Consider the following 24,259-nt stretch of genomic DNA (forward strand, 5'->3'; position numbering starts at 1 on the left):
CCTATTTCATTTAAATTATATTTGATTTAAAAGAGCGCAAGCAACGAAATATAGTTTGGTAATTTCCGAAAGAGGTTTTGCGTGCATTAACTAAACGCTAACAACTGTTTATCGGTGGAATCAAAAAAAGAAGTAAATACTGCAGAAAATGCCGTAGCCTTATCACTTCCAAGGGATTTATTGTAACCATTTCAAAATATATACTATGATGAAGGAGAAAACATCGAAAGAAAAATTAAATGATGAGTAAACTTTGTTACAGAGCCAAGGGAGGCACATCGTGAGCCATAAAATATGGATGGGTAAGCGGACTGATTGCTTATGGGAAAATCATTTGATGAGAGTCATGTCAGTGTGCTGCCAGCGGCAATTAGCAGAGTGTTGCGGTTCGCGTTATCAGCAATCATAAGGGATGATTATTAAAATAGTTTTGATTAATCGTTATATTTATGAAAATAGGGCGAACCCCAGTAGACATTTGCTACTCGGATTCGCCCTATTAGTTATTTTATAATACGTTCAAATGAGGAATAACAAGACCGCCATAGGCGAATGCGATAACGATGACAATGGCAGGATGGATTTTGCGGAACTGCATCGCCCAGAAGGCGACCGCTGCAATAATGAGCGATTGCACAATTCCGATCGATTCGATAGAGCTTGCAGCCATTTGCCATGTAAGCAACAGCATCATTATGGCAATTACAGGCTGTACAAGCAGCGTCATTCCTTTGACTACAGGCGATTGACGATGCTTCTGCAGCACCTTAAGAAGTAGAATGAGCGCAACAGCGGATGGAACAATCGTTGCAGCTAATGCGACAATTAAGCCGATCCAGCCGCCGACATCGTAGCCGACAAAGGCGGCAATTTTAGTCGCAATCGGACCTGGGAGTGCGTTGCCGAGCGCCAGTATGTTTGAGAACTCTACTGGTGTCGTCCACTGATGATTCGTTACGATCTCCCTGTACATAAGCGGAATGGAGGCCGGTCCGCCCCCGTAGCCAAGCACATTAGCGATAAAAAATCCGATAATTAAATTAATCCATTCCACGCGTTACGCCCTCCTTCTGCTGGCTGTTTCGGAGCTGTTTCTGCTTTTTTTTGCGCTGAAGGGCTGCAACTGTTTTCAGATGAAAAGCACCGTAACCAAGAAATAAAAGAATGACGATAGCAGGATGAATATGAATGCCTTGCAGCAGTCCAAATGCTAATGCAAAAAAACCAAAGCCGACGTATTTGCCAAGTCCTTTGACGGCACGTTCCCCGAATTCATAGGCCATCATGCCAAGCATGACAGCGATGACAGGCGTTACCGCACCGATCATACCTTGTATGAAGGCTGCGCTGCTGAGGAATTGAACCGTCGTTAATAGCAGAATCATCGCAACAGCAGAAGGAATGATATGGGCGAGAACAGACACGATGGCACCGAGAGTACCTTTTTCGCGATATCCTAAATAGGCGGCAATTTTTGTTGCAATCGGACCTGGCAGTGCATTCGCTAGCGCAAGAATTTCACCAAATTCCTCATCTTCGATCCATTTATAGTTCGTAACTGCCTCGTATCGAATTAGCGGGATAACGGACGGGCCGCCCCCGTAGCCAAGAATACCAGTCTTCATCATCGCCCATGAAAGCTGCATGTAGCGGTTATTCATTATTTTTCCAGCCATCATCTACAGCCTCATTCCCATTCGACTCTTGTAACGATTAATTAACACCTGACAATCGACGCTCATAATGCCGGGCAGTGTGTAAAGCTTATCTTTGAGAAAATGCTCCATCTCCTGATTGTTGCGAAACAGGCCATGCATATGCAGTTTACTTGGTCCAGTCATATGGTAGAGGCTTGTGACAAACGGCTCTGTCGAGAGCTGATCAGCAACGGCGTGCAGATGCTTAGGCTCCACCTCTACATTGAAAAAAGCCGATACATTTATGCCGATTCGCTCAGGATTAATGACGGCCGTGAATCGTTCGATTACGCCGCCGTCCATCAACGCATTAATCCGAGATTGGACAGCTACTCGCGATAATCCAATCTCCTTCGCTAAGTCTGTGTAAGATATTCTTCCGTTAATATTGAGCTCAGCAATGATTTTACGATCAATATCATCAATTTCCATAATTTTTGGTTCATCAAAAGGCTTTTCTTGCACTTGTTCATCAGCTCCAATTTTATTTACATCATTTTGCAAGGTGTCTTGTAATACTGAATTTTGATTACCATATGTATAAATATATACACATCACCATTCGTTTTCAACACAATTAATAAAAAGAAGTTACATTTTTATTGCCTATCATTCTCTGAGGTGGTATTTTAAAAGAATACACAATGTTATATTATCTAACATATAAATAAGTGAATTGCGAGTTTGATTAGAGTTATATCCATTTTTAGGGGTGGTAGATATGAATCAATCGGTCATCGGAACCAAAACTATGGTTGTCAGCCCTCATTATTTAGCTACTGCAGCTGGCGCTCGTATGCTTGCGCAAGGTGGGAATGCTTACGATGCAGCTGTCGCTGTGAGCGCATGTCTCGCCGTCGTTTATCCGCATATGACAAGCCTTGGAGGAGACTCCTTCTGGCTCGGCTATCATCATAGTGAAGGAAAGGTGCGCGGCTATAATGCCAGCGGCCGATCTGGTTATAAAGCTAGTATTAGTGCTTACGATGGCTTGGCGGCGATTCCAAATCGGGGCATTGGCAGTATCGTAACCGTGCCCGGCATGGTAGACGGCTGGGATGCGGTTCACCGAGAGTATGGCAGACTGGACTGGGCGCAGGTGTTGGCACCCGCTATTGATTACGCCGCGAATGGCTTCCCTATGTCGAATGATCAATATCAAAATACGGTTCATAATGAAATCGTTCTTGCAAGAACACTCGAAACAGCAGATATATACTTGCCAAACGGGCAGGCGGTTAAGGTGGGCGAGCGCTTTAAGCAGCCTGCGCTTGCGAAGACGCTGCGCCGTTTAGCGGAATTTGGGCGCGATGAATTTTACAAAGGGGAAACCGCAAAGGAAATGACGAGTTTTTTGGGCAAACAAAATGGTCTGCTTGCCGAGGATGATTTTGCGGATCATCATGGCGACTGGGTGACCCCGATTGAGGGCACTTACCGAGGGTATACGCTTCATCAGATGCCTCCCAATTCACAAGGCTTCTCCGCTATTATGGCACTTCAAATACTAGAGCAATTTAAGCTCGGTGAAATTGAACATGGCTCCCATCATTATTATCAGCTGTGCGTCGAGGCATTAAAGCTAAGCTTCCGTGACCGGAACAAATATTTATCAGACCCTGCCTTTACGAGCATACCGCTTGAGCGACTCTTGGATAAAAACTATGCGGCAGCGCTAGCTGCTTCAATTGAGTTAAATCATGCTTCATGCGAGAAATCCGAGGTGCTGGGCAGCGATACCGCCTATGCAGCAGTTGTGGATGAGGAAGGGAATTCCATCTCCTTCATTCAAAGCTTGTACTTCGAGTTTGGATCGGGCGTCGTAGCAGGCAATACGGGTGTTTTATTGCAAAACCGCGGCTCGTTTTTCTCGCTTGATCCAAATCATGTGAACAGTCTGAAGCCAGCTAAAAGGACATTTCACACCTTAATGCCAGCGATGGCATGTCGTGATGGCAAGCCTGCTGTGCTGTATGGCACGCAAGGCGGCGAGGGGCAGCCGCAGACGCAAACGGCGATAATTACCCGGATGATTGATTATGGCATGAATCCTCAGCAAGCGATAAATGAACCTAGATGGGTATGGGGCCGAACGTGGGGAGAGCCAACGCAGGAGCTGAAAATAGAAGGACGTGTTTCTGCAGACGTACTAGCATCGCTGTCACAGGCAGGACACACGGTGAAGAAAGTGAAGGACTTCGACGGCATTATGGGCCATGCCCATGCGATTATGCGAGATGAGCAAGGTTTACTGCAAGGCGGATCGGATCCGCGCTGCGATGGCGCAGCAATGGGATGGTAAAGAGGAGGCGGGGATCTTGATGAAGCAAAGCTGGAATGCGTATGCGACGGAACAGCTTGAGATAGAGCCTTTAGCTGAAGGTGTCTTAAGCGGTAAAACATATGCGGCAAAGGATGTATTTGATATTGCTGGTCACATCTCAGGTGCAGGCAATCCCGATTGGCTGCGAACACATGACGAGGCGGATAAGCACGCTTCGGTCATAAATCGGCTGCTTCGAAACGGAGCGACATTAAAAGGAACGACCATTACGGATGAATTGATGTACAGCATTAACGGGGAAAATGCCCATTATGGAACACCGGTGAATCCTAAAGCGTTTGGCCGAATACCCGGTGGCTCCTCCAGCGGATCAGCTGTTGCGGTGTCGGCTGGATTAGCAAATTTCGCTATAGGTACGGATACGGGAGGCTCCATTCGCGTGCCATCCGCCTATTGCGGAATTTATGGGATACGGCCTACGCATGGTGCAGTGGATACGAAGGGGCTTATACCGCTGGCGCCTAGCTTCGATACGGTAGGCTGGATGGCTCGTGATGCGCAGACATTGCTTCAAGTGGGCAGTGTACTGCTTGATGAGCAAGGAAGCAGTAAGGAGACATTCACGCGAATGGTGTTTGCTGAGGATGTCTGGGCATTGACGGATGAGCACACATATACAGCTTCGTCGCAATATTTTCCAATGCTGCATGATCTAGCCCAGAGGCATGTACAAGCCATTATTGCGCCAAACGGGCTGCGAGAGTGGGTGAATGCTTTTCGGATTATTCAAGGAATAGAAATCTGGCGTGAGCATCGGGAGTGGATATTGCGCGAGCAGCCTGCCTTCGGACCGGGCATAGCGGAGCGGTTTGCTTGGGCAAGCACGCTGCGGGAAGAGGATAGTGGTACTGCCTTCACCATTCGGGATGAAGCGCGGGCGCTTATGGATGGATGGCTCGGAGAGGATACGGTGCTCGTTGTGCCGACCGTGCCTGCGATAGCGCCGCTGCTCGGATTATCGGGCTCGGAGGTTGAGCAGCGACGCGCGCAAACGCTCGAAATGAGCTGTTTAGCAGGGCTTGCAGGGCTGCCGCAGGTTACGGTTCCGATTGCAGGCGAGCTGGGCTGTCCAATTGGCCTCTCCTTCATTGCAGGAAGAAGCCAGGATATGAGGCTGTTAAAATGGGTGGCTGATCACGTCTCGACACGAATAAAGCCATTAAGCTAAAGAAAAGGAGCTGCTGGCAATGAAAATATCAACAGTAAAAAGGAATGGCAAGGAGCTCGCTGCGATACCAAGTGCAAAGGGCCTTGTGCTTATAGAAACGATTAATGAGGCGGAGAATGCCAGCTGGAGTACAGAGCTGTTCGAGCTTATTCGTTTGGGCGAGCTGGAGCTTTTAACAAAATGGTACGAAGGAGCAGGGAAGGAAAAGTTGAAGCGATTGCCGGCGATTCCTTATGAGGATGTACAGTACGCTCCGCTATACCGTCACCCTCGCAAAATTTGGGGTATCGGCATGAACTACGTAAAGGATGCGGCAGAATTAGCGTTGGCGGACCCAAATGAAGAGCCAGTCAGTTTCATCAAGCCGGATACGACGATTATCGGTCCGCTTGATGCGATACAAATTCCAGACGGAGTTGGGAAAATTACAGCAGAAGCTGAACTCGGAATTATTATCGGAAAAACCTGCAAAAATATATCAGAAGCTGAAGTGTATGATGTCATTGCCGGGTATACGACGACAATTGATGTTACGGCAGCTGATATTCATGCTAGACATCAGAGGTTTTTATCGAGGGCCAAAAGCTTCGATACCTTTTTCAGCTTCGGGCCGGAGTTTATTACGAAGGATGAGTTTCCTGATTTGCTAGAGCTGAATGTGGAAACCGCAATTAATGGTGAGGCCGCACATCGCAATAAGGTATTCAATATGAAGTTCCGCCCTTTTGCAGCTGTTGCTTTTCACTCCAGAGTGATGACGCTGTTGCCGGGCGACATTATGATGACAGGAACTCCAGGTGCTGTCGTTATTCGCGGCGGAGATATAGTAGGCTGCCATATCGATGGTTTCGAGCCGCTGCTCAACGCTGTTCAATTTTAAGCTTGCTCGGAGAATGAAAAACTGCTATATATAAGTAAGTAAATAAAAACTTGTTTGGAGGAGAGACTTATGATCGACGTATTCCCCGCGGCATCGCGGCATTCGGCGGATCTAGGCTGGCTGCGCAGCCACCCAAGCTTCTCGTTCGGAGCTTATCATGATCCGAATCGAACAGGCTTTAGTGTGATGCGTGTGTGCAATGACGATTATTTGGCTCCGGAAAAAGGTTTTGGCGCGCATCCACATAGCGACATGGAAATCGTATCTATCGTATTGAATGGCCGCATTAGACATGAGGATAACATGGGCAACTCGGTCGTGTCCTCGTTTGGCGAGGTGCAACGGATGTCAGCTGGCACGGGCGTTATCCACACGGAATTTAACGCATCAGAAGATCAAGAGCTGCGTTTGCTCCAGCTGTGGTTCATGCCGCAGGAACGAGGGATGAAACCTTCCTATGAAGCGAGCCGATTCGATGTAGAAAAGCTGCATAATGCACTGCTTCCTGTCGTTTCAAATCAAGATTTGGAACAGGTTGCCTCCATAAATCAGAATATGACGATTTATCTGAGCAAGCTGGAGCAAGGAAAACAGTTTGAATACGTTGTTGAACCGGGACGCAAGCAATTTATATATATTATTGAAGGTGAACTGTCGGTTCACGGCGAAACACTTTTTACCGGTGATGAGGCACAAATTGAGGCAGCTGAGGAGCTTACACTCGCCGCTGCGGCTCCAGCTTTTTTTATGCTGATCGATTTGCCTTAGGCTTTCGAAGTAAGTTTGCATTCGCAAACTTTAAGCATACGCTTTCGATGTAAGTTTGCTTTCGCATAAGCATACGCTTTCGAAGTAAGTTTGCATTCGCAAACTTAAGCATACGCTTTCGAAGTAAGTTTGCATTCGCAAACTTTAGCATACGCTTTCGAAGTAAGTTTGCATTCGCAAACTTTAAGGAGGGATAAAAATGAAACAAACGTTTCTTGTTAAACATGCGGTGGGTGGTCGGATGTTTATTGATTCGAATAAGCTGGAAGTGCCTTATACGCTTGTTCCACAGGGGGAAGGCTGGCGATTTACGGTTTCTGTGCCATGGAGCGAAAGTATCGAAGAGCTGCTTGCTCATAAAGCTGAGCTGAACGTGTTTGTTTTCCAAGAGTTTGACGATCAGCCGACGCTAAAAACGTGGTATTACGTCAAAGACGGTCCAGTTGAATATAACGCTGACGAAAACAGTCTCACGATTGTAGCGGATTCTCATATCGCCTATTACCCTCATGAGTATTCGGTTTAAAAGCTTGAGGCAATCATATGCAATTATCAATTTGCTGTACACATAGGCCAGTCAAACATGGTTACACATGTAAGGCTGGTTTTTATTTGTGTCCAAACATGTCGGAGTTGCCTAGCTGCTGAAAGAGATGACCTTCTCTGCAAAGCAAGAAAGGTGCTGCCACCCTGCGGCGACAGCACCCATTCGAAGCCTTATCCAATCATTTATTTATTGGTGCTGTGCTGTTTATTTACAAGTCTCTCAGCAGGGTTGCCGTTGCCGTTTCTTCTTTTGTTGAGTTCGGCTTTACGCTGCGTAGCCTGTACCTTTTGGACAAACTCACTTGTGCTTTCCAATTGTATTTCCTCCTCGTTTTTTTGGCATTCTTTCCAACTTCCTTAATTAGAATATCCAACATTTTAAAAAACTGGCGTTAGCGTCACTTATTTTGAGAAAATCGATTGATTGTAGCAATGGGCTCCCTTATGATACCGATATATACAACTTTGATGCAGTCATTCACGTTTAACTATACAGGGAAGCTTTAAATTCGAATGCACTTCAATTGATCGTACGAGCGGAGCGAGAATAATCATGTTTAGAGTCATAGCGAGGGCGCAAATGAAAGAAGGCTTCGAGATGGAGGCCATCCAAGCGGCAAAAAAGTCAGCTGCTGTACAGCAGCTAATAGAGCAAGGGGAGATTATGACGGTTGGCTGCTTCCAATGGGAGCGAAATGTGTTCATTTACTGTGAGTGCATCGAACGAGTGCTCGAGTCCGATGAGCTGCTTCCAGAGATGGCTGCTTTTTTGGAGGATTGGCCTGGACATTCAGCTGCGCGAAAATGGATTCCGATGATTGATGTCTTCCATTTCAACGAGCCAGCCAGCTCTGATCATTGGCTTCGCAAAGAAACAGTTGAACGGCGTGTTGGAAGAGTGGCGCACTTAAAGCCGGAGATGGCAGCGAGCTATATTTATTTTCATTATCAGCTTCAAGAAGAGCGGGCTTTCCATGGGCCGAAGTATGAAATCATTGCGATGCATGAGAATTTGCTGTTTGGTTATCAGGAATTTCCTGCCGTCGTCGAGGAGCCCGTATTGCCCGGCAAGCTTAGTACGACAGGGACTCCTGCCAATTGGAGCGATTCTAGAATGGATCTTCATTTTCAACCTTGGGAGGATGGGCATTTGTATTTCAAACCGATTGAGCAGCTGTTTGCGCATTACTGCCACTCTCCAAAAAAAAGGCGCTAAAATATAGGCTGATATTTGCCTTTATTGGACGAAATATGGTACAATAAAATCAATTGCAAGTTTGAAGCAAATATTCACAATACACTGCTGTTTATAAATGATAACTGCCCCTTACTCTAAGTTCGAGGCAGTTTTTCCTTTTTTATCGCGAAGGGGGCTGACCATATGTACAATCGTAAAAAACCGCTTGAAGAAATTCCGGAAGAAAACACGAAGGTATGGACATGCGAGACGGAAGGGTGCAACAGTTGGATGCGCGATAACTTTGCGTTTGATCACGTTCCTACTTGTTTAATCTGCCATGAACCAATGGTCAGTGGCGAGAAGATGCTGCCCGCGCTCAATAACTCCAATAGTGACATGAAGACGTTGAAGAAGGGTACACCGATAATGTAGGTGTCTTTCTTAGACAAAGAGAAGCTGAGTTTTGCTCGATTGGTTAACGCCAATTGAACGAAGCTCAGCTTTTTTTTTGCCTTTGAATCAGTTTATGGAGCTGACTTTAACCCTTATGCGAAAGCAAGTTCCCGCTAACTATCCCCGCTGTAATGGTGTTTCCTATAGTCGTTCGGAGAGCAGTTCGTACGTTTCTTGAAGACGCGGCTAAAATATTTCTCATCCTGAAAGCCAACCAGCTCAGCAACCTGAGCGATCTTTAACTGCCCGTTTGCCAAAAGCTCCTTTGCCCGCTTGATCCGAACCTCCGCAATAAAATCGGATAAATTGCCATTCGTCTCCTGCTTGAATTTGCGCGAAATGTATTCTCTGCTTAAATAAAAGCGCTCGGATATATCCTGCAGCGTGATCTCTTCGTGAGGATGCTGTTCAATATAGGCAGCGATGTCCTCAATGACACTGCGTTCCTTGTCATGTTCAGCCAAACGCAAGGAAACGTCACACGTTTCTATAAAAACGCCCTGTTTCCACTGCTCGTAATCAAAAAATCCATTGGCATCCAAGGATAAGAGTGTCTGATCCTCAATTAAATCAGATTTGCTTCCACTTTTGTTTTTATCGCTTTTGTATTCCCATATAGACTTGGCGAATTCGAATTGCTGACGCCAGTTCATTAGCTGCTCTTGCGAGATGAATCCTGCTTGATCAAGTGAATCGAACCAAGGCTTTAAAGCACGGCGGATTTGTTCTTTGTTGCCGCTTTGCACAGCAAATTTTATTTTTTCTTCATGCTCGCTAAAGAGCAGAAGCGTGTTTTTGTGCTGATGAACTGCTGCCTCAAAAGTATGGCAATACGAATCGTTAACGAGCAAATTCCGGCGCAAAAGCGCATGCTTCGCTTGTTGATAAGCGGTGGCTGCTGATGAAGGAAAAGCTGCAGCATGCCCGAGTCCAAAATGAAACCGCGTCTTCAATATTACAAATATCGCATCGTTCATTTCCTTGATTAGCGCAGGCGCCAGTCCTCCATCTCCCCAAAAGAGCAGCAATAGCTCCTGCTCCTGTCCGCGGTGGCGAAGCGCGAAGCCAATTTCTTTTTCCTTTAGAAATTCATTGCAAATATTCGTCAAAGTGAACAGCAGCAAATCGAGTCCTGAGGCAAATTTCTCTCTGATGAACGGAGAAGCAAGCTCAAGCTTGACCAGCGCAACACGTGCATGAGATATAGGTTTCGTAATTCCTAATTCCAGTCTGAGTGTTTCAGCAAAATTAGAGTAGGAGCCGGGTTCGTTGATCATTGCCGAAAAATATTGCTCCAAGTACATCGGCTTAAGCTGATTAAGCTCGATATTCATCCTCGTCTTGCGGCATCGCTCCTGCTCCTCCGCGGTATAGCAGCTCACTGCTTTTGCCAATGCACTAACGAGCTGCTCAGCATCAATGGGCTTCAAAATATAATCGATTCCGCCGTATTTGACCGCATGGCGAACGAGGCTAAAGTCGTCATGGCCGCTAATGACGATGATTTTGCTGGAGGGCGCATGCTCAGCCGCCCATTGCAGCAGCTCCGTGCCATTCATATTAGGCATCATCATATCGGTGAAAATAATTTCTGGCCGTTCCGTGCGAATTAAAGCAGTAGCGGCGATACCGTCTTGTGCCTCAAGCAGTGTATCGATGCCGTAATCATCCCAAGGGACGAGCAGCCGTATCGCTTCCCTCACATGTTTCTCATCGTCAATGATTAATGCCTTCATCGTTCATTCTCCTTTGCCAGCGGAATATGAATCGTAACGGAAAAGCCATGCGGCTTCACGTGACGCAGCTCCATAGCAGCCGTTTTGTTAAAATGCAGGCGCAGACGCGAAAGCACGTTAGGCAGGCCAATGCCGCCCTCTTCTTGATCATTCGTTTGCCCGGTTCCGATTGGAGGCATTTTCTCCAGTTGAAGCCGCACCTCTTGCAGCCGATCTTCGGACACGCCGCAGCCATTATCTTGAACCGTAATCGAAAGCCATTCCCCTTGCTTATCCAAAGCGCTGGTAATCAGAAGCTCGGAAGGCTCCTCCGATGATTGCACAAACCCATGCTTAAAAAAGTTTTCGAGCAGCGGCTGCAAAATCATTTTTGGAACGAGTATTTGCCTTGTCTGCTCGTCAATTAGCAGCTGCACATGGAGAGCTGTATCAAAACGCTGTTTCTGCAGATCAAGATAGGCCTGAACATAATCGAGCTCCCGGCGCAGCTCCACGACCGAATCCATGGCGTTCATCTGATAACGCATCATTTTCCCAAGAGACGTAATGAGTGAATACGCTTTGGTGTCGCCGTGCTGCAGTGAAACGGTACCGATCGATTGCAGCGCATTATAGAGGAAGTGTGGATTTACCTGAGCTTGCAGCGCTTTCAACTCATTGGTCTTATTGGCAATCTCAAGCCGATATTCGGTCAAAATGAGATTGTTGATGGTCTGCATCATCGAGCGGAATCGCCTTGCGAGCAGACCGATTTCATCATTGCTGTGTATGTCGATCGCTACATTCAAATTGCCCGTCTCAATCTTGTTCACATAACCGATTAAGCGAAGCAGCGGCTTCGTAAACCGAATCGAAATGAACAGAGTGGCTAATACGACAATGGCTAGAAAAGCGATTCCGACTGCCGTATTGATGCGGGCAATCCGATCGGCAGCGCTGAAGAGATGCTTGTAGGGCGTCTGTTTAATTAAATACCAGTCCATGTAAGGCGTCTTAATACGATCGTAAAAAATCATGCCCTTGAACGATTCCTCTTTCCAGTCAAAATGGCCGCTGTCCTGCCCGGAGTCCAAAATCGTCCCCAGCCAGCTCTGTTTAGCAGACGTACCGATTTCGTTTTTATCTGAAGAAAGCACGATTTGACCATTCGAATCCGCAATATAGAAGCTTTCCTCACCGCCGTCATAGAGCTGGCGATTTAGATCCTCTAATACATTCAATCTTACATCGATAGACAATTCAGCAAGAAGCTCATCACTCGGGGCGAGGAAGATCGGACGATGAAGCGTAAATACCATTTCTTCGCTTGCCGAAGATTTGAGATCAATGAGTCCGTAATTATGGCTCATATGTGTAGGCTCTATATATGCTTTCTTAAAGGTTTGTGGAATGGGAACATTGTTTCGCCCAACCTTAATGTCGTCATTCCATAGTAGATACGTTGCGTTTTGGTTGACCGCATAAAGCCTTACTTTATGAAACTCGCTGACACTTTGATACATGTTGTACAAATGATCCTTCAGCAGGTTGCGATTGCGAATGACGTCTGTAATATCGTTCGGGAATACCTCATCCTCCATGCTGTGCTCCAAAATATAATACAAGGAGCGCGGAACGTTCATTGCGTTGTAGACAGCGAGCGACTTCTGATTGATGTTGTTCATGTAGTTCATAATGTTCGTTTTCCCGAGCGACAGCAGTCGATTGTTGCGGGCAATCGCGTCCTCCGTAATCGATTTGGTTGTCGCATTATAAGAGATAATCATCGAGGTTGCAATCGGCAAAATCGTAGCTGCGAGCAGCAAAAGCATGAGCTTTTTGCGAATCGTGTTAAATGGCTTAATCGTATTCATGATCACAATCGCCCGCTTTCTGTCTAAGTCACTCTTGCATAAACACAGTAACCGATCCTGCTGCGGATGGTCAATATAGTCCACCTACCTTATCATCATTCTCTGTGGTTAGATGGGGGACTCAGTTTTATACTGTGAATATCAACAGATACATTGACACACAGGGAAGAGAAAGGGGACGAGAATGATGTCCAAAAAAATCAAGTGGAACGAATGGATACAGCAAACGGTATTTGTTGGACCGGGACTCATTGCCTTTATATTGATTGTGCTTGCGCCATTCGTGATGGGTTTTTACTACACCTTTACGGAATGGAACGGGATGGACCTCGGCAACGCCAAATGGGTAGGTATGAAAAATATAGTTAAGATTTTCTCGGACGATGAGCGTTTTTGGAACGCATTCTGGTTTACGACTAAGTTTACGGCTGCCGCGGTTATCGTCACCAACCTGCTGGCATTTCTGTTATCTCTGCTGCTTACGCGAAACCTGAAGAGCCGCAACATTTTGCGAACCGTATTTTTTCTGCCTAACGTAATCGGGGGACTGCTGCTCGGCTACATTTGGTATTTTATATTCGTAAGAGGCTTTCGGGCTATCGGCGAAGCGACGGGCTTCGGATTTTTTAACCTTCAGTGGCTAGGTACTCCGAATACTGCCTTCTGGGGCATCGTTATCGTATTCGTATGGCAGACGGCAGGGTATATGATGATTATTTATATCGCAGCTATGATCAGTGTGCCGAAGGATTTAATCGAGGCCGCCAAAATCGACGGGGCAGGAGCTTGGCAAATGCTGCGTTCAGTCACCGTGCCGCTTATTATGCCAGCCATTACGATCTGCTTGTTCCTTACGACATCAAACTCGTTCAAAATGTTCGATTTGAACCTGTCGCTCACCGCTGGCGGTCCTGGCAATGCAACGGAATCGATTGCGCTAAACGTTTACCGCGAGGGGCTAGTTAACAATCGTTATGGACTTGGAACAGCGAAAGCGATGATATTCTTCTTCGGCGTAGCTTTAATTACGGTCACGCAGGTATGGTTCACGAAGAAGAAGGAGGTGGAGGCGTAATGGAAAATAAACAGCGCTATACACCTCTCATTTTATTGCTCGAAATTATAGGTATCGCGGCTGCGCTTATTTTCTTGGCACCGTTCTACTTTTTGATCATCAACTCGTTTAAGGAGCTCAAATTTATTTTGCTCAACGCCGCTTCGCTGCCGGAGAAGCTGGGGCTGGACAACTTCAAGCGCGCATGGGTTGCCATTGATTTTCCGACGGTGTTTCTGAATTCGTTTATGGTGACCTCGATTAGCGTCCTTATGCTTGTCATCGTCAGCTCCATGATGGCTTATCGCTTAGTTAGGCGTCCGACGACCTTTAATAAAATATTGCTGACGGTGCTTATTGCTGCCATGATCATTCCGTTCCAATCGGTTATGCTGCCGCTGATGCGCATTACGTCGATGTTCGAATTGCGCGGACATTTGTATGGTATCGTTATATGCTATATGGGCTTCGGCATTTCCTTGTCGATGTTTCTGTATCATGGGTTCATTAAATCTGTTCCGCTAGAGGTAGAGGAAGCGGCGGTTGTGGATGGCTGCTCACCTTATGGCGTGTTCTGGCGTATCGTGTTTCCGCTGCTGAAGCCGATCACGGTAACGGTCATTATTTTGAACGTGCTGTGGATTTGGAATGATTATTTGCTGCCAGTGCTCGTTATAAATGATAAGCTGACTACGATTCCGCTCGCCGTGCAAAAGTTTTTTGGCCAATACTTGCGCAAGTGGGATCTCGCAATGGCTGCACTCACGCTTAGTACGATTCCGATTATTTTGTTTTTTTTATTTTTGCAAAAGCACATTATTGAAGGAATTACAGCCGGTTCAGTTAAAGGTTAACGATAAAAAGTTTTATTATGGAAGTTATCAACATTTTACACCTAGAAGTACAATATATTCGGTGTTGTGCCACGTTGTTGCACAATTATAATGACGATGTAAGCGATACAAAAACGAAATGATATATAAAATTTGCGGGAGGTCATAAGATGAAAAAAGTTTCCTTACTTATGCTAGCTGCTATTATGCTCATCGTTCTGGCAAGCGGCTGTGGAAGCAACAACGGCAACGGCGGGAAAGCAACAAATGCACCAAAAGAAACTGAAAAAAATGGCGGAACAGAAGCGACGGCAGCGCCGAAGAAGGACGTTACCATTAAAGTGTTTCAATTCAAGGTAGAGATAGCTGATGCACTTGCCAAAATGGCTGCTGAATACGAGAAGGAAACCGGCGTAAAAGTGGAAATCGAGACACACGGCGGCGGGGAAGACTACAGCGCATTGCTGAAAGCAGAGCTGGCTGCTGGCGAGGAGCCGGAAATTTTCAACTCAAGCGGCTGGGCGGGCTTCGATCCTTACGTGGACCGTGCGACGGACTTGACTGGCGAGGCTTGGGCGAAGGATTTGGTTGAAGCATCGAAAGCGCAAATTACGCGTGACGGCAAGCTGCTTGGCATGCCGATGAACCTTGAAGCTTATGGTTTCACCTACAATAAGGATCTATTTGCAAAAGCAGGCATCACCGACCTGCCGCAAACGCTCGAGGATCTAGAAGCAGCAGCTAAAAAGCTGAAGGATGCTGGCATCATTCCATTCGCGCTTACTTCGGAGTGGTGGTCGATGGGCATTCATACGCTAAATATCGCATTTGCTAACCAAGCTGATCCTGCGGCATTTATCGAAGATGTGAAAGCGGGCAAAGTGAAGCTGAAAGATGATCCGATCATGAAGCAGTGGATTCGCCTAGTGGACATTATGTTCGCGAATGGTCAAGACAATGCGCTGACAACGGATTACAATACGCAGGTAGCGGAGTTCGCAGCAGGCAAATATGCCATGATTCAGCACGGCAACTGGATTCAAGGCATGATTGATGAAATTGATCCCGCGCTTAACCTTGGCATGATGGCTGTCCCTCTTCAAGGCAAGCCTAACGTATTTACCGGCGTACCGAACAACTGGATCGTCAACAGCAAATCCGACCAAGTGGAAGAAGCGAAAGCCTTCTTGAACTGGATGGTTACTTCGGAAACAGGCAAAAAATTCATTTCAACCGATTTCAAATTTGTACCGGCATTGTCCTCCATCGAGCCGAACCCAGAAGCGGTAGGCAAAATCGGCGGCGACTTCGCAACCTTCGCGAATGCGAGTCCAGAGCAAGTGAAAAGCTGGAACTGGGATCGTTTCCCTGACGGCATTACACAGCAATGGGGTGCAGCAATGCAAGAATATCTCGGCAAGCAAATTACTAGCGATCAATTGCTTGAGAAATTCGACAAAGCGGTACAGGATATCGTGAAAAAATAATATTTTGAGCAATCAGAAGATAATGATGCTCCCGTATCTTCTATAATAGAAGAGGCAGCCCCTTAGGTTATTGACCTAAGGGGCTGCCTCTTATTCGTGAGAGGACTTACCCGTACACGAAATTATACGATGTCTCTATCCATCGCCTCGCAAATCAACATGGCGAACAGGCTGTTGGACCAAGCGAACCATTCTCGCGAGAATACGGACGGATCGTCCGGATGGAAGCCCTCGTGCATAAAGCCCGTATCAGCATCCGTATTCACGAGCATATCGATTAGCTCTTTTATTTCTTCATTATTATCGGCAGTCAACGCTTGCATCGACAAAGCCATATGCCATACATGACCGGCAGGCGTATGAGGGCTGCCTATGCCTTTGGCAAATTTGCCTTCAAAGTAAAACGGATTTTCATGGCTCAGCGCAAACCTGCGTGTGTTCTGATAAATGGGATCGTCCACAGGCGCATAGCCGAAATAAGGAATAGACAGCAGTCCAGGTGTCCCCGCGTCATCCATAAGACAGTAGTTACCATACCCATCCGTTTCATAAGCATAAATTTTGCCGAATACCGGATGATTGACGATGCCGTACGCTCTGATGCCGAAGTCGATCTCCTGCCGCAGCTTCTCTGCTCTTGCGGCCAATTCTTTGTCGCCATACACTTGATCCGCAATATCCCGAATATAGCCCAAAATAACGACGGCAAACATGTTGGAAGGAATGTTGTAGCCGAACAGGCAAGCATCATCGCTTGGACGGAAGCCCGACCAAGACATGCCTGTGTAGTTGACCGGCAGTCCTAACCCGTCATTTTGCAGCGTTTCGGTTTCTTTAAAGCCTGGACGCACGAAGCGGTAAGGGGACTTCTCTTCATGCCGCTGCTCTGTTTTGATTACATTGACGATCGAGTTTAAGGCTTGATAGCAGGCATCGTCGAAAATATCGCTTTTGCCCGTTTCCTGCCAGTACATATAGGCGAGCTGAGTAGGGAAGCACAAGGAATCCAGCTCATATTTGCGCTCCCACATCCAAGCTGTCATATCGGATTGATCGCCGGCATTATAATGTTTGCCGCTTGCCGTCTCATTAAATGCGTTCGTATAAGGATCTATATTAATGTAGAACATTTGACGGCGAATTACGCCGCTAATAATACGCTGTAGTTCAGCATCCTCCTTGGCATAAGGAATGTAATGACGAACCTGCTCCGTAGAATCACGCAGCCACATCGCCGGAATATCTCCTGTAATGACAAAGGTTGTGCCATCGTCCATCAGCTTGATCGTTGTCTCCAGCGTATTTGGAAAACAATTTTTGAACAGCTTTTGCAGCTTGGGACGATGCGCAAGGCGCTGGTCCGCCTCAGCTAGTACATTAATAATGGAATCTGGTAATTTCATAAGGTTTGCCTCCTGATTAGTTCAATTGTAATGAGTAGGTTATAATTTTTGCTTTTCCAATGGTTTGGCGTACAGAACTGTTCTGAATGCTCGCGGCCTCTTGGCGGCGTTCCAAAATATCGCTTTGATGAATATGCTCTACGCCAAAATTAGCTTCAAACGCCAGCTCCTGCGGCTCGCCCGCGAGGTTGTACCAACGAATAATGACATCGCCGTTTTGCTGCGAGACTTTAAAGGTGGACAAAGCGAACCCTTTGCCTTCCCACTTCAGTGGCTCATAGGTTGCCGGGAGCGAGCCTTGTTGATTTCCGGTTTGCAGGTGGAACCAAGGCGCTTGGAATTGGTAAGCTTCCACAAATGCCTCCGAAGAAATAGCATCGCCGGCGTGCGGGAATAGGGAGAACTCTACAGTATGCTCTCCAAGGCACTGCGCCTCTGGTGTCGGGAATACTCCCCAATCTCCCAGCTCAGAAACAGAACGGAGAAGCGTAACCGCTATGGTATTCGATCCATCGCGTAGCACTTCGTATTCGTTAAGGCCTTTATTAGCGACGCTTAAGCCGTGTTCGCCGTCCGACACACTAACAAATGCATGTTGATGCTGGGCATTGCTTGGGTTTATCCACTCCTCCGCTGGCGTCGTATCACGGGAAGCGACTTCGAAGATCGAGTCAGCCAAATGCTTGTCCGATTTCAGCCCAGTAGGGAACAATACACGAAGGCGATGATCCTTGGCCTGATTATTGAAGGATGCCTCCAGCAGCAGCCCTCTGCCGGATTGCTCTAGGCTAACGTGAGTGACGATGCGCATCGGCACCATATGCTCGACTCGCTTAGCCTGCCGATCGCGGAAACGGATCATTTTTCGTTTTTCAGATGTGAATGTATCATCAGCTCTGGCTGGAATTGCCCATTCATGGACAATCTCGTACGTGACACGATAGGCTTCATTCTCAACTAGGGTTATCGTTGCCGGAATACCCTTGGTCGTAAGAGGCTGTTCTCCCTCAGGCTGACGAAATACATATTCATTGCCAATGTCGCCGCAATCCTCGTAAATGCCAAGTCCTTGGAATGTCTTCCCGGTTGCTTTATCCGTTAAATGATAAGAGCCGTCTGCTTCAAAGCTTACAGCAATATATTGATTTTCCATGCCGCTTGGGCTGGCGATTAGTGATGTGTTAGGCGCTAAAGCCGGAGCTGCAGCGGATTCTTGCCATGCATACGTTTTGAAGCCAAGTGCCGGAACCCGGCTTGCTTCAAACGTTAACTTTATTTTGCGAGCCATATAAGGCTGGCGGAATTTATCCTTCGGCAGCTCATAACCGAAATGAACGCCTAAATCCTCTACTTTGGCAGCAATCGTACAACCCTCGTCATCCAGCAGAGCCCCATTCTCCAACTGAAGCGGGAGCTTCTCAAGCCGTTCAGCAATGGCAGCAGGGTTAGGCCCTTCCTTGAAATAAGCTTTGGCAACGATGAGTTCCGCGCTTACTGTGCCGCTGCGCTCCCAACCTGTCATGTTGAAAATAGTAACCGGCACGCTGGATTCTCCCCATGCTTTAACTCCGCTTGTATCGATCTGTCCCGCAATTGCACTTAGGCTCTCCGATATAATGGATTCGGCCGTATGGCGGCTCTTATCGAATCGCGTCACCATTTCCTGATGCACTTCGTCTACGCTGCAGCCGCAAATACTGTCATGGGGATGATTTTGCATAAGCGTCTTCCAAGCATAGGTCAATAGCTGATGCGGATAGCTTTGGACGCCGACTAGATGCGCAAGTGCAGCTAGAGGCTCAGCGCCTTTCTCCAGCAAGGTTTGTCCCCGCTGATTGAGCTGCTTCAAATAAATCCGAGCGGAAGCCGTATTGACGAGCGTGCTCCACCCGTCTGTATGCTGGCTGCGCAGCTCGCCCTCGACCGTCGTCAAATGAGAAGGCAGCTGTCCCTTCAATGCCTCGATATACTGCTCAAAGCTGGAATGAACAAAGGTAACGTCCGGGAAAAGCTCGCTTGCCGTGCGAATGCCCTCGGATAAGTTGGTTTGAACAGGCTGATGATCACAGCCGTTCATGAATAGAAGCTCTGGCGTAGAAGCGTATTTGCTGGCATCGCCAAGCCGTTTGGTCCAATAGGCTTTCGCTTCTTCTGGATCAGTCGGCACTTCCATCCCGTTGTTGTACCAGTTGGCGAATAGCAGTCCAAGCACGGACGAACCGTCAGGAGAGGTCCAGTGCATTTCTGAATAGGGAGATTCATAGCTGGAGCCGGTCGTTTCACCGACCATATTATCGAAGCCGGTCGGCTTAACGCCCCGTCCAAACACAGCGGTATCCATATCTGCTTGCTTCAGCATTTGTGGAGCCTGCCCCATATTGCCGAAGGAATCGGGGAAATATCCAAGCTTTGAAATAACGCCATAATAAGCAGCGTCTTGATGCCCAATCAACAAGTTGCGGACATTCGCCTCGGAGCTTGTCAGAAATTCATCCTGCAGCACATACCATGGACCGATAATAATTCGGCCTTCTCGAATGTATTTCTCGAGCACTTCTCTTTTCTCAGGATGAATCTGTAGATAGTCCTCAATAATGATCGTCTGTCCGTCCAGATGAAAGCTGCGGAAGCTGTCATCCTCTTCCAAGATGCGAAGCAAATCGTTCATTAGCTCTGCGAGCAGCGTATGGTGGTATTCGTAAGGCATGTACCATTCGCGGTCCCAGTGCGTGTGCGAAATAAGATGGGCGGTTTTGTTTGTCACAGTCAAAAGCCTCCTGAATTGGGTTGGAATTGTATGCGTGTTCATAAGTGATAATTGATAACGGCTGTTCAGAAACAGGCATTCGTAAGAAAGGTTCACACATTTATCCGCAAAGCACAATATGTATCACTTGCACCCCATTTTCGGACAGCATATCTAACACATTAAGAGCGTTCTGATGAGTGAAAATAGGACAACTGTCATTGTGAAAAGCCTGTAAAACCCTATGGTTACGGCGTTTTCGAATGACAATGCAGATCATACATATTTACCGTTGATGGTGAAAATGACTACAATTTGGAATGTAAGCGCTAGTCAATTACAATGCCGGCTGCCGGTAGAGTGAAGCTGCGAATAACAACATAGAGAGAGGAGGATTCGAGAGAGATGGAAGGAAACGAATGGCAAGCTGTTCCATTAAACAAGAAGACAAGCGGAAACAAGTCGCTCGCAAAAAAGATGCTGCAAAACTGGGAGCTCTACTTATTTATGACCCCTGTCATGCTGTACTTTCTTATCTTCCATTATGGTCCGATGTACGGTATCCAGATTGCTTTCAAGAACTTCATTCCGACAAGAGGCATTATGGGAAGTCCGTGGGTAGGCTTCGAGCATTTTGAGAGATTTTTTAACTCCTATTATTTTTGGGACTTATTGTGGAATACGTTCAGCATTAGCTTATATGAACTGGCCATCGGTTTTCCGCTGCCCATTATTCTAGCGTTAGCATTTAACGAAATTAAGAACGGCTATTTTAAGAAAACTGTGCAAACGGTTACTTATGCACCGCATTTTATTTCTGTCGTTGTTATGGCCGGGATGATTATCACTTTCTTGTCGCCATCATCGGGAATGCTTGTGAGGCTCATCGAGCTGGTTGGCTTGGAGCCGGCTGCTTATCTTACGGATCCAAAATGGTTTAAGACGGTGTACGTCTTGTCAGGCGTGTGGCAAAGCGCGGGCTGGGGGACAATTATTTATCTTGCAGCGTTGTCTGGCGTAGACCCTCAGCTTCATGAGGCTGCTATCGTCGATGGCGCAAGCCGATTCAAACGAGTGCTGCACATCAACTTGCCGACGATTGTACCGACCATCACCATTTTACTCATTTTGAACATGGGCAATATTTTGGGCGTTGGCTTCGAGAAAATTTTGCTGCTGCAAAATCCATTGAATATGGGGTCATCGGATGTCATTTCTACATTTGTGTACCGAACCGGGCTAGTAGATGCACAGTATAGCTTTTCTACGGCCGTGGGCTTGTTCAATTCAGTCGTGAATGCGCTATTGCTTATCATGGTCAACAAAATTGCGAAACGCACAAGCGAAACCAGTCTTTGGTAGGAAGGAGGAGCAGAAACGTATGGTTACAGCAGTAAAAGAATCAAAGGGCGATAAGCTGTTTCTCATTTTGAACTATATTTATTTGCTACTAGCGCTAATCGTTGTGTTGTACCCGGTGCTCTATATGGTCAGCGCTTCGATAAGTGATCCGAAATACGTCAATTCAGGCGAAATGTGGCTGTTTCCGAAGGGGATTACGTGGGAAGGGTACAAGCTGGTATTCGATAACGCGAAGGTTTGGAACGGATATCTCAATACGATCATTTACACGGTCGTGGGTACGCTGCTCAATCTAGTCGTTACCCTGCCTGCCGCGTATGCGCTGAGCAGAACCGATTTCATCGGGCGCAAGCTTTTCATGGGCATCATTCTAGTTACGATGTTCTTCAGCGGAGGCCTTGTGCCAAGCTACTTGTTAATTAAAAACCTAGGCCTCATTAACAGCATGGGTGCGCTTATTTTGCCAGTCGCTGCCTCAGTATGGAATATCATCGTGGCGAGAACCTTTTTCCAGTCTACGATTCCGAAGGAGCTGCAAGAGGCTGCGCATATGGATGGCTGTACGAACTTGAAGCTATTTGTCCGTATTATTTTACCGCTATCCTCACCGATTATTGCGGTTATGGCTCTCTTCTATGGAGTAGGCCATTGGAATAGTTATTTCTCTGCATTGATTTATTTGAATGACGAGGCGAAATATCCGCTTCAAATGATTTTGCGTCAAATTCTTGTGCTGCAGGAAATGACAGCAGAGACTACGGGCGCCGCGGTTAGCGGTGAAGTAGCGATGGCGATGAATTCCAAGGCAGATGCGGCTTCTTTGGTCAAATATGCGGTCATTATCGTATCGACGCTTCCGATCATTGCCGTTTATCCATTTTTGCAGCGTTACTTCGTACAAGGCGTCATGATTGGCTCTGTAAAGGGTTAGTTGCCTTGTTCGGAGCTTTTCCGAAGGGCTTTGTGAGATAATGGACGAAGGAAATCATTCCTTCGCTTATTATATAGCATCATTTAAATAGTATAGAAGAAAAAAAGGGAGGATTTAAGAATGTACAAATCAAGAAAAGCAGCGTCCTTGCTGCTTGCAGGTGTGATGACGGTTACATTGCTTGCAGGCTGCGGCTCGAACGGCGACAAGGAAAAAGGAAATACGACTGGAGCGGGAGCAGGAGCAACTGCAAACGTGAATAAGGAAGGTTTTCCAATCGTTAATGAAAAACTTACCTTAACGCTAATGGCGCCGGACATCGGTATTCAGAACTGGAATGACATGCCGGTAATGGACGAAATGGAGAAATTGACGGGCATTAAATTTGAGTATTTGAATGCGCCTAGAGACAGCTTTGATACGAAAAAAAATCTAGTTTTTGCAAGCGGCGATTATCCTAATGTATTGTTTGGCGCAAAGCTAACTCAGGCTGAGGAGCTTAATTATGGTGGACAAGGCATTCTTATTCCACTGGAAGACCTTATTGACGAATATGCACCGAATGTGAAGAAGCTGCTTGAGACTTACCCGGATATTCGCAAATCAATCACAGCACCAGACGGGCATATCTACTCCTTGCCAAGATTTGATTTAAACCAGCCATGGTACCGCAATCCGCTTTGGTATAACGGCGACTTTCTGAAAGCGCTTGATATTAAGAAAATTCCTGAAACAACGGAGGAATTGTACACTTATTTGAAGCGGGTTAAAGAAGAGGATCCGAACGGCAATGGCCAAAGAGACGAAATTCCACTCGCTTCCTCCTCGAAGATGAGAGATTTGCGGACGTGGATTCTAGGAGCTTTTGGCGCATATGAGGAAGAAATTTATGTAGATGACAAGGATGTTGTTCATTATACGCCGATGGAAGAGCCTTACAAGGCGTACCTGGAATATATGAATCGTCTTTGGAGTGAGGAACTGCTCGATCATGAGTCCTTCTCTCAAACGGATGATCAGAAGAAAGCAAAAGCTAAAAACAATCAAGTCGGGTTGTTCTCGGAGTGGCATGCATACTTTACACTCGGCGGCGAGCCAGACACAGAAGATGTGTTGTTCAGCCCTGTAAAGAGCGATATGGTAGCAGCTCCTGCAATTGCAAAAAATAGAGGTTATTCAACAGGCGCCTTCGCCATTACGAGCAGCAACAAAGCGCCGGAAGCATCGATGCGTTGGGTCGATTATTTGTACTCCTATGATGGTGCAATGCTGTTTGACAAAGGACCTGAAGGTACGCTCTGGAAATACACTGACAAAGCTTCAATGACGAAGGAGTGGCTGCCTGTTCCAGGCGGCGGCGATCGTGAGGAATACCGCTCAACACTTACGCCTAACTATGGTATTGCCGCGCCTATGGTGATTAGTGATGACCTTACAAAGGGCTTGAAAACAGAGTTCGATGAGTGGGTAGCCAAGGAAAATAAGGAAAAGCTGTTGGATCGCGGTGCAAGAGTTCCGTTTCCTGCTTTGTTCTTGACTGCAGAAGAGTCAGCTGAGGTTACAAAACTTCGCTCTGACCTGAGCACGTATGTTATGCAAATGGAAGCTAAGTTTATTACAGGTCAAGATTCGATTAGCGGTTGGGATAAATACGTTGGAACGATCAAGAAAATGGGTGGAGAACGGATGGCGGAGATTTATCAAACGGCATACGACCGCTGGAAAACGAGTTAACTTTCAAGTAAATAAGCCAACTCTTGCACCGGAAACGGTGCTTAAGAGTTGGCTTTGATTATGAGCATGATGACAATGATGGGC

At 46.7% G+C, this 24,259-nt stretch carries 21 protein-coding genes; 13 read left to right on the forward strand and 8 right to left on the reverse strand.

Going from position 1 to position 24,259, the window contains the following annotated elements; translation table 11 throughout:
- Window positions 1-508: 508 nt before the first annotated feature.
- The 3 genes from AB4Z45_RS14540 to AB4Z45_RS14550 are packed head-to-tail and all read right to left on the reverse strand — an operon-like array spanning window position 509 to window position 2,129.
- Window positions 509-1,054, reverse strand: coding sequence for a chromate transporter (locus AB4Z45_RS14540; RefSeq protein ID WP_441910081.1), 546 nt, complete (start codon window positions 1,052-1,054; stop codon window positions 509-511).
- Window positions 1,041-1,679 (reverse strand): chromate transporter, encoded by a 639-nt coding sequence (locus tag AB4Z45_RS14545; protein WP_441910083.1) that lies wholly within the window; start codon window positions 1,677-1,679, stop codon window positions 1,041-1,043. Before AB4Z45_RS14545 ends, AB4Z45_RS14540 begins: the two co-directional genes overlap by 14 nt.
- The gene (locus AB4Z45_RS14550) at window positions 1,680-2,129 is read right to left on the reverse strand and encodes an Lrp/AsnC family transcriptional regulator (RefSeq protein WP_339209783.1); all 450 of its coding nucleotides are present in this window, start codon (window positions 2,127-2,129) and stop codon (window positions 1,680-1,682) included.
- Between the two features lie 289 nt (window positions 2,130-2,418).
- On the opposite strand from AB4Z45_RS14550, the gene ggt reads away from it, so the two are divergent.
- The 5 genes from ggt to AB4Z45_RS14575 all read left to right on the forward strand — a co-directional run bounded on the left by ggt (window position 2,419) and on the right by AB4Z45_RS14575 (window position 7,383).
- On the forward strand, window positions 2,419-3,999 hold the full coding sequence (ggt, locus tag AB4Z45_RS14555; protein ID WP_441910084.1) for a gamma-glutamyltransferase: 1,581 nt from the start codon (window positions 2,419-2,421) through the stop codon (window positions 3,997-3,999).
- A gap of 19 nt (window positions 4,000-4,018) precedes the next feature.
- Window positions 4,019-5,209, forward strand: a complete 1,191-nt coding sequence (locus tag AB4Z45_RS14560) for an amidase (RefSeq protein WP_441910250.1) — start codon at window positions 4,019-4,021, stop codon at window positions 5,207-5,209.
- Between the two features lie 19 nt (window positions 5,210-5,228).
- Window positions 5,229-6,089 carry a fumarylacetoacetate hydrolase family protein gene (locus AB4Z45_RS14565; RefSeq protein ID WP_441910085.1) on the forward strand — a complete coding sequence of 287 codons (861 nt, stop codon included), beginning with the start codon at window positions 5,229-5,231 and terminating at the stop codon, window positions 6,087-6,089.
- Window positions 6,090-6,158: 69 nt separating this feature from the next.
- On the forward strand, window positions 6,159-6,857 hold the full coding sequence (locus tag AB4Z45_RS14570; protein ID WP_441910087.1) for a pirin family protein: 699 nt from the start codon (window positions 6,159-6,161) through the stop codon (window positions 6,855-6,857).
- A 199-nt stretch (window positions 6,858-7,056) separates the two neighbouring features.
- Window positions 7,057-7,383 carry a hypothetical protein gene (locus AB4Z45_RS14575; RefSeq protein WP_339205476.1) on the forward strand — a complete coding sequence of 109 codons (327 nt, stop codon included), beginning with the start codon at window positions 7,057-7,059 and terminating at the stop codon, window positions 7,381-7,383.
- A 203-nt stretch (window positions 7,384-7,586) separates the two neighbouring features.
- On the opposite strand, the gene AB4Z45_RS14580 is transcribed toward AB4Z45_RS14575, so the two are convergent.
- Window positions 7,587-7,718 carry a DUF4023 domain-containing protein gene (locus tag AB4Z45_RS14580; RefSeq protein ID WP_076266332.1) on the reverse strand — a complete coding sequence of 44 codons (132 nt, stop codon included), beginning with the start codon at window positions 7,716-7,718 and terminating at the stop codon, window positions 7,587-7,589.
- Between the two features lie 238 nt (window positions 7,719-7,956).
- On the opposite strand from AB4Z45_RS14580, the gene AB4Z45_RS14585 reads away from it, so the two are divergent.
- Window positions 7,957-8,619 carry a hypothetical protein gene (locus tag AB4Z45_RS14585; RefSeq protein WP_441910089.1) on the forward strand — a complete coding sequence of 221 codons (663 nt, stop codon included), beginning with the start codon at window positions 7,957-7,959 and terminating at the stop codon, window positions 8,617-8,619.
- A 165-nt stretch (window positions 8,620-8,784) separates the two neighbouring features.
- A complete protein-coding gene (locus AB4Z45_RS14590) occupies window positions 8,785-9,015 on the forward strand; it encodes a cold-shock protein (protein WP_053373644.1) in 231 nt (76 codons plus the stop codon).
- 134 nt (window positions 9,016-9,149) lie between these two features.
- Here AB4Z45_RS14590 and AB4Z45_RS14595 read toward each other — a convergent pair whose 3' ends face one another.
- Window positions 9,150-10,772, reverse strand: coding sequence for a response regulator transcription factor (locus AB4Z45_RS14595; protein ID WP_441910091.1), 1,623 nt, complete (start codon window positions 10,770-10,772; stop codon window positions 9,150-9,152).
- Complete coding sequence (locus tag AB4Z45_RS14600; protein ID WP_441910092.1) at window positions 10,769-12,625, reverse strand: sensor histidine kinase; 1,857 nt, start codon at window positions 12,623-12,625, stop codon at window positions 10,769-10,771. Before AB4Z45_RS14600 ends, AB4Z45_RS14595 begins: the two co-directional genes overlap by 4 nt.
- A 187-nt stretch (window positions 12,626-12,812) precedes the next feature.
- Here AB4Z45_RS14600 and AB4Z45_RS14605 point away from each other — a divergent pair, with 187 nt between their 5' ends.
- The 3 genes from AB4Z45_RS14605 to AB4Z45_RS14615 all read left to right on the forward strand — a co-directional run bounded on the left by AB4Z45_RS14605 (window position 12,813) and on the right by AB4Z45_RS14615 (window position 15,999).
- The gene (locus AB4Z45_RS14605; RefSeq protein WP_076266328.1) at window positions 12,813-13,700 is read left to right on the forward strand and encodes a carbohydrate ABC transporter permease; all 888 of its coding nucleotides are present in this window, start codon (window positions 12,813-12,815) and stop codon (window positions 13,698-13,700) included.
- Entirely contained in the window at window positions 13,700-14,533 is an 834-nt protein-coding gene (locus tag AB4Z45_RS14610) for a carbohydrate ABC transporter permease (protein WP_076266327.1), read from the forward strand. The genes AB4Z45_RS14605 and AB4Z45_RS14610 overlap by 1 nt, the downstream gene beginning before the upstream one ends.
- A 149-nt stretch (window positions 14,534-14,682) precedes the next feature.
- Window positions 14,683-15,999: an ABC transporter substrate-binding protein gene (locus AB4Z45_RS14615; protein ID WP_076266326.1), complete on the forward strand. Its 1,317-nt coding sequence runs from the start codon at window positions 14,683-14,685 to the stop codon at window positions 15,997-15,999.
- Window positions 16,000-16,121: 122 nt separating this feature from the next.
- Here AB4Z45_RS14615 and AB4Z45_RS14620 read toward each other — a convergent pair whose 3' ends face one another.
- Together AB4Z45_RS14620 and AB4Z45_RS14625 are read right to left on the reverse strand one after the other, a co-directional pair.
- Complete coding sequence (locus tag AB4Z45_RS14620) at window positions 16,122-17,402, reverse strand: glycoside hydrolase family 125 protein (protein ID WP_339205471.1); 1,281 nt, start codon at window positions 17,400-17,402, stop codon at window positions 16,122-16,124.
- A 16-nt stretch (window positions 17,403-17,418) separates the two neighbouring features.
- Window positions 17,419-20,211: an alpha-mannosidase gene (locus AB4Z45_RS14625; RefSeq protein ID WP_441910251.1), complete on the reverse strand. Its 2,793-nt coding sequence runs from the start codon at window positions 20,209-20,211 to the stop codon at window positions 17,419-17,421.
- 414 nt (window positions 20,212-20,625) lie between these two features.
- Between AB4Z45_RS14625 and AB4Z45_RS14630 the strand changes: the two genes are divergently transcribed.
- The 3 genes from AB4Z45_RS14630 (at window position 20,626) to AB4Z45_RS14640 (ending at window position 24,175) form a co-directional block, all read left to right on the forward strand.
- The gene (locus tag AB4Z45_RS14630) at window positions 20,626-21,510 is read left to right on the forward strand and encodes an ABC transporter permease (protein ID WP_441910252.1); all 885 of its coding nucleotides are present in this window, start codon (window positions 20,626-20,628) and stop codon (window positions 21,508-21,510) included.
- Window positions 21,511-21,529: 19 nt separating this feature from the next.
- On the forward strand, window positions 21,530-22,441 hold the full coding sequence (locus tag AB4Z45_RS14635) for a carbohydrate ABC transporter permease (protein WP_076266323.1): 912 nt from the start codon (window positions 21,530-21,532) through the stop codon (window positions 22,439-22,441).
- A 120-nt stretch (window positions 22,442-22,561) separates the two neighbouring features.
- Entirely contained in the window at window positions 22,562-24,175 is a 1,614-nt protein-coding gene (locus AB4Z45_RS14640; protein ID WP_441910095.1) for an extracellular solute-binding protein, read from the forward strand.
- Window positions 24,176-24,259 lie beyond the last annotated feature (84 nt).

Origin of the sequence: Paenibacillus sp. MCAF9, from assembly GCF_052114265.1 — a bacterium.
In the GTDB taxonomy this organism is placed as follows: Bacteria; Bacillota; Bacilli; order Paenibacillales; family Paenibacillaceae; genus Pristimantibacillus.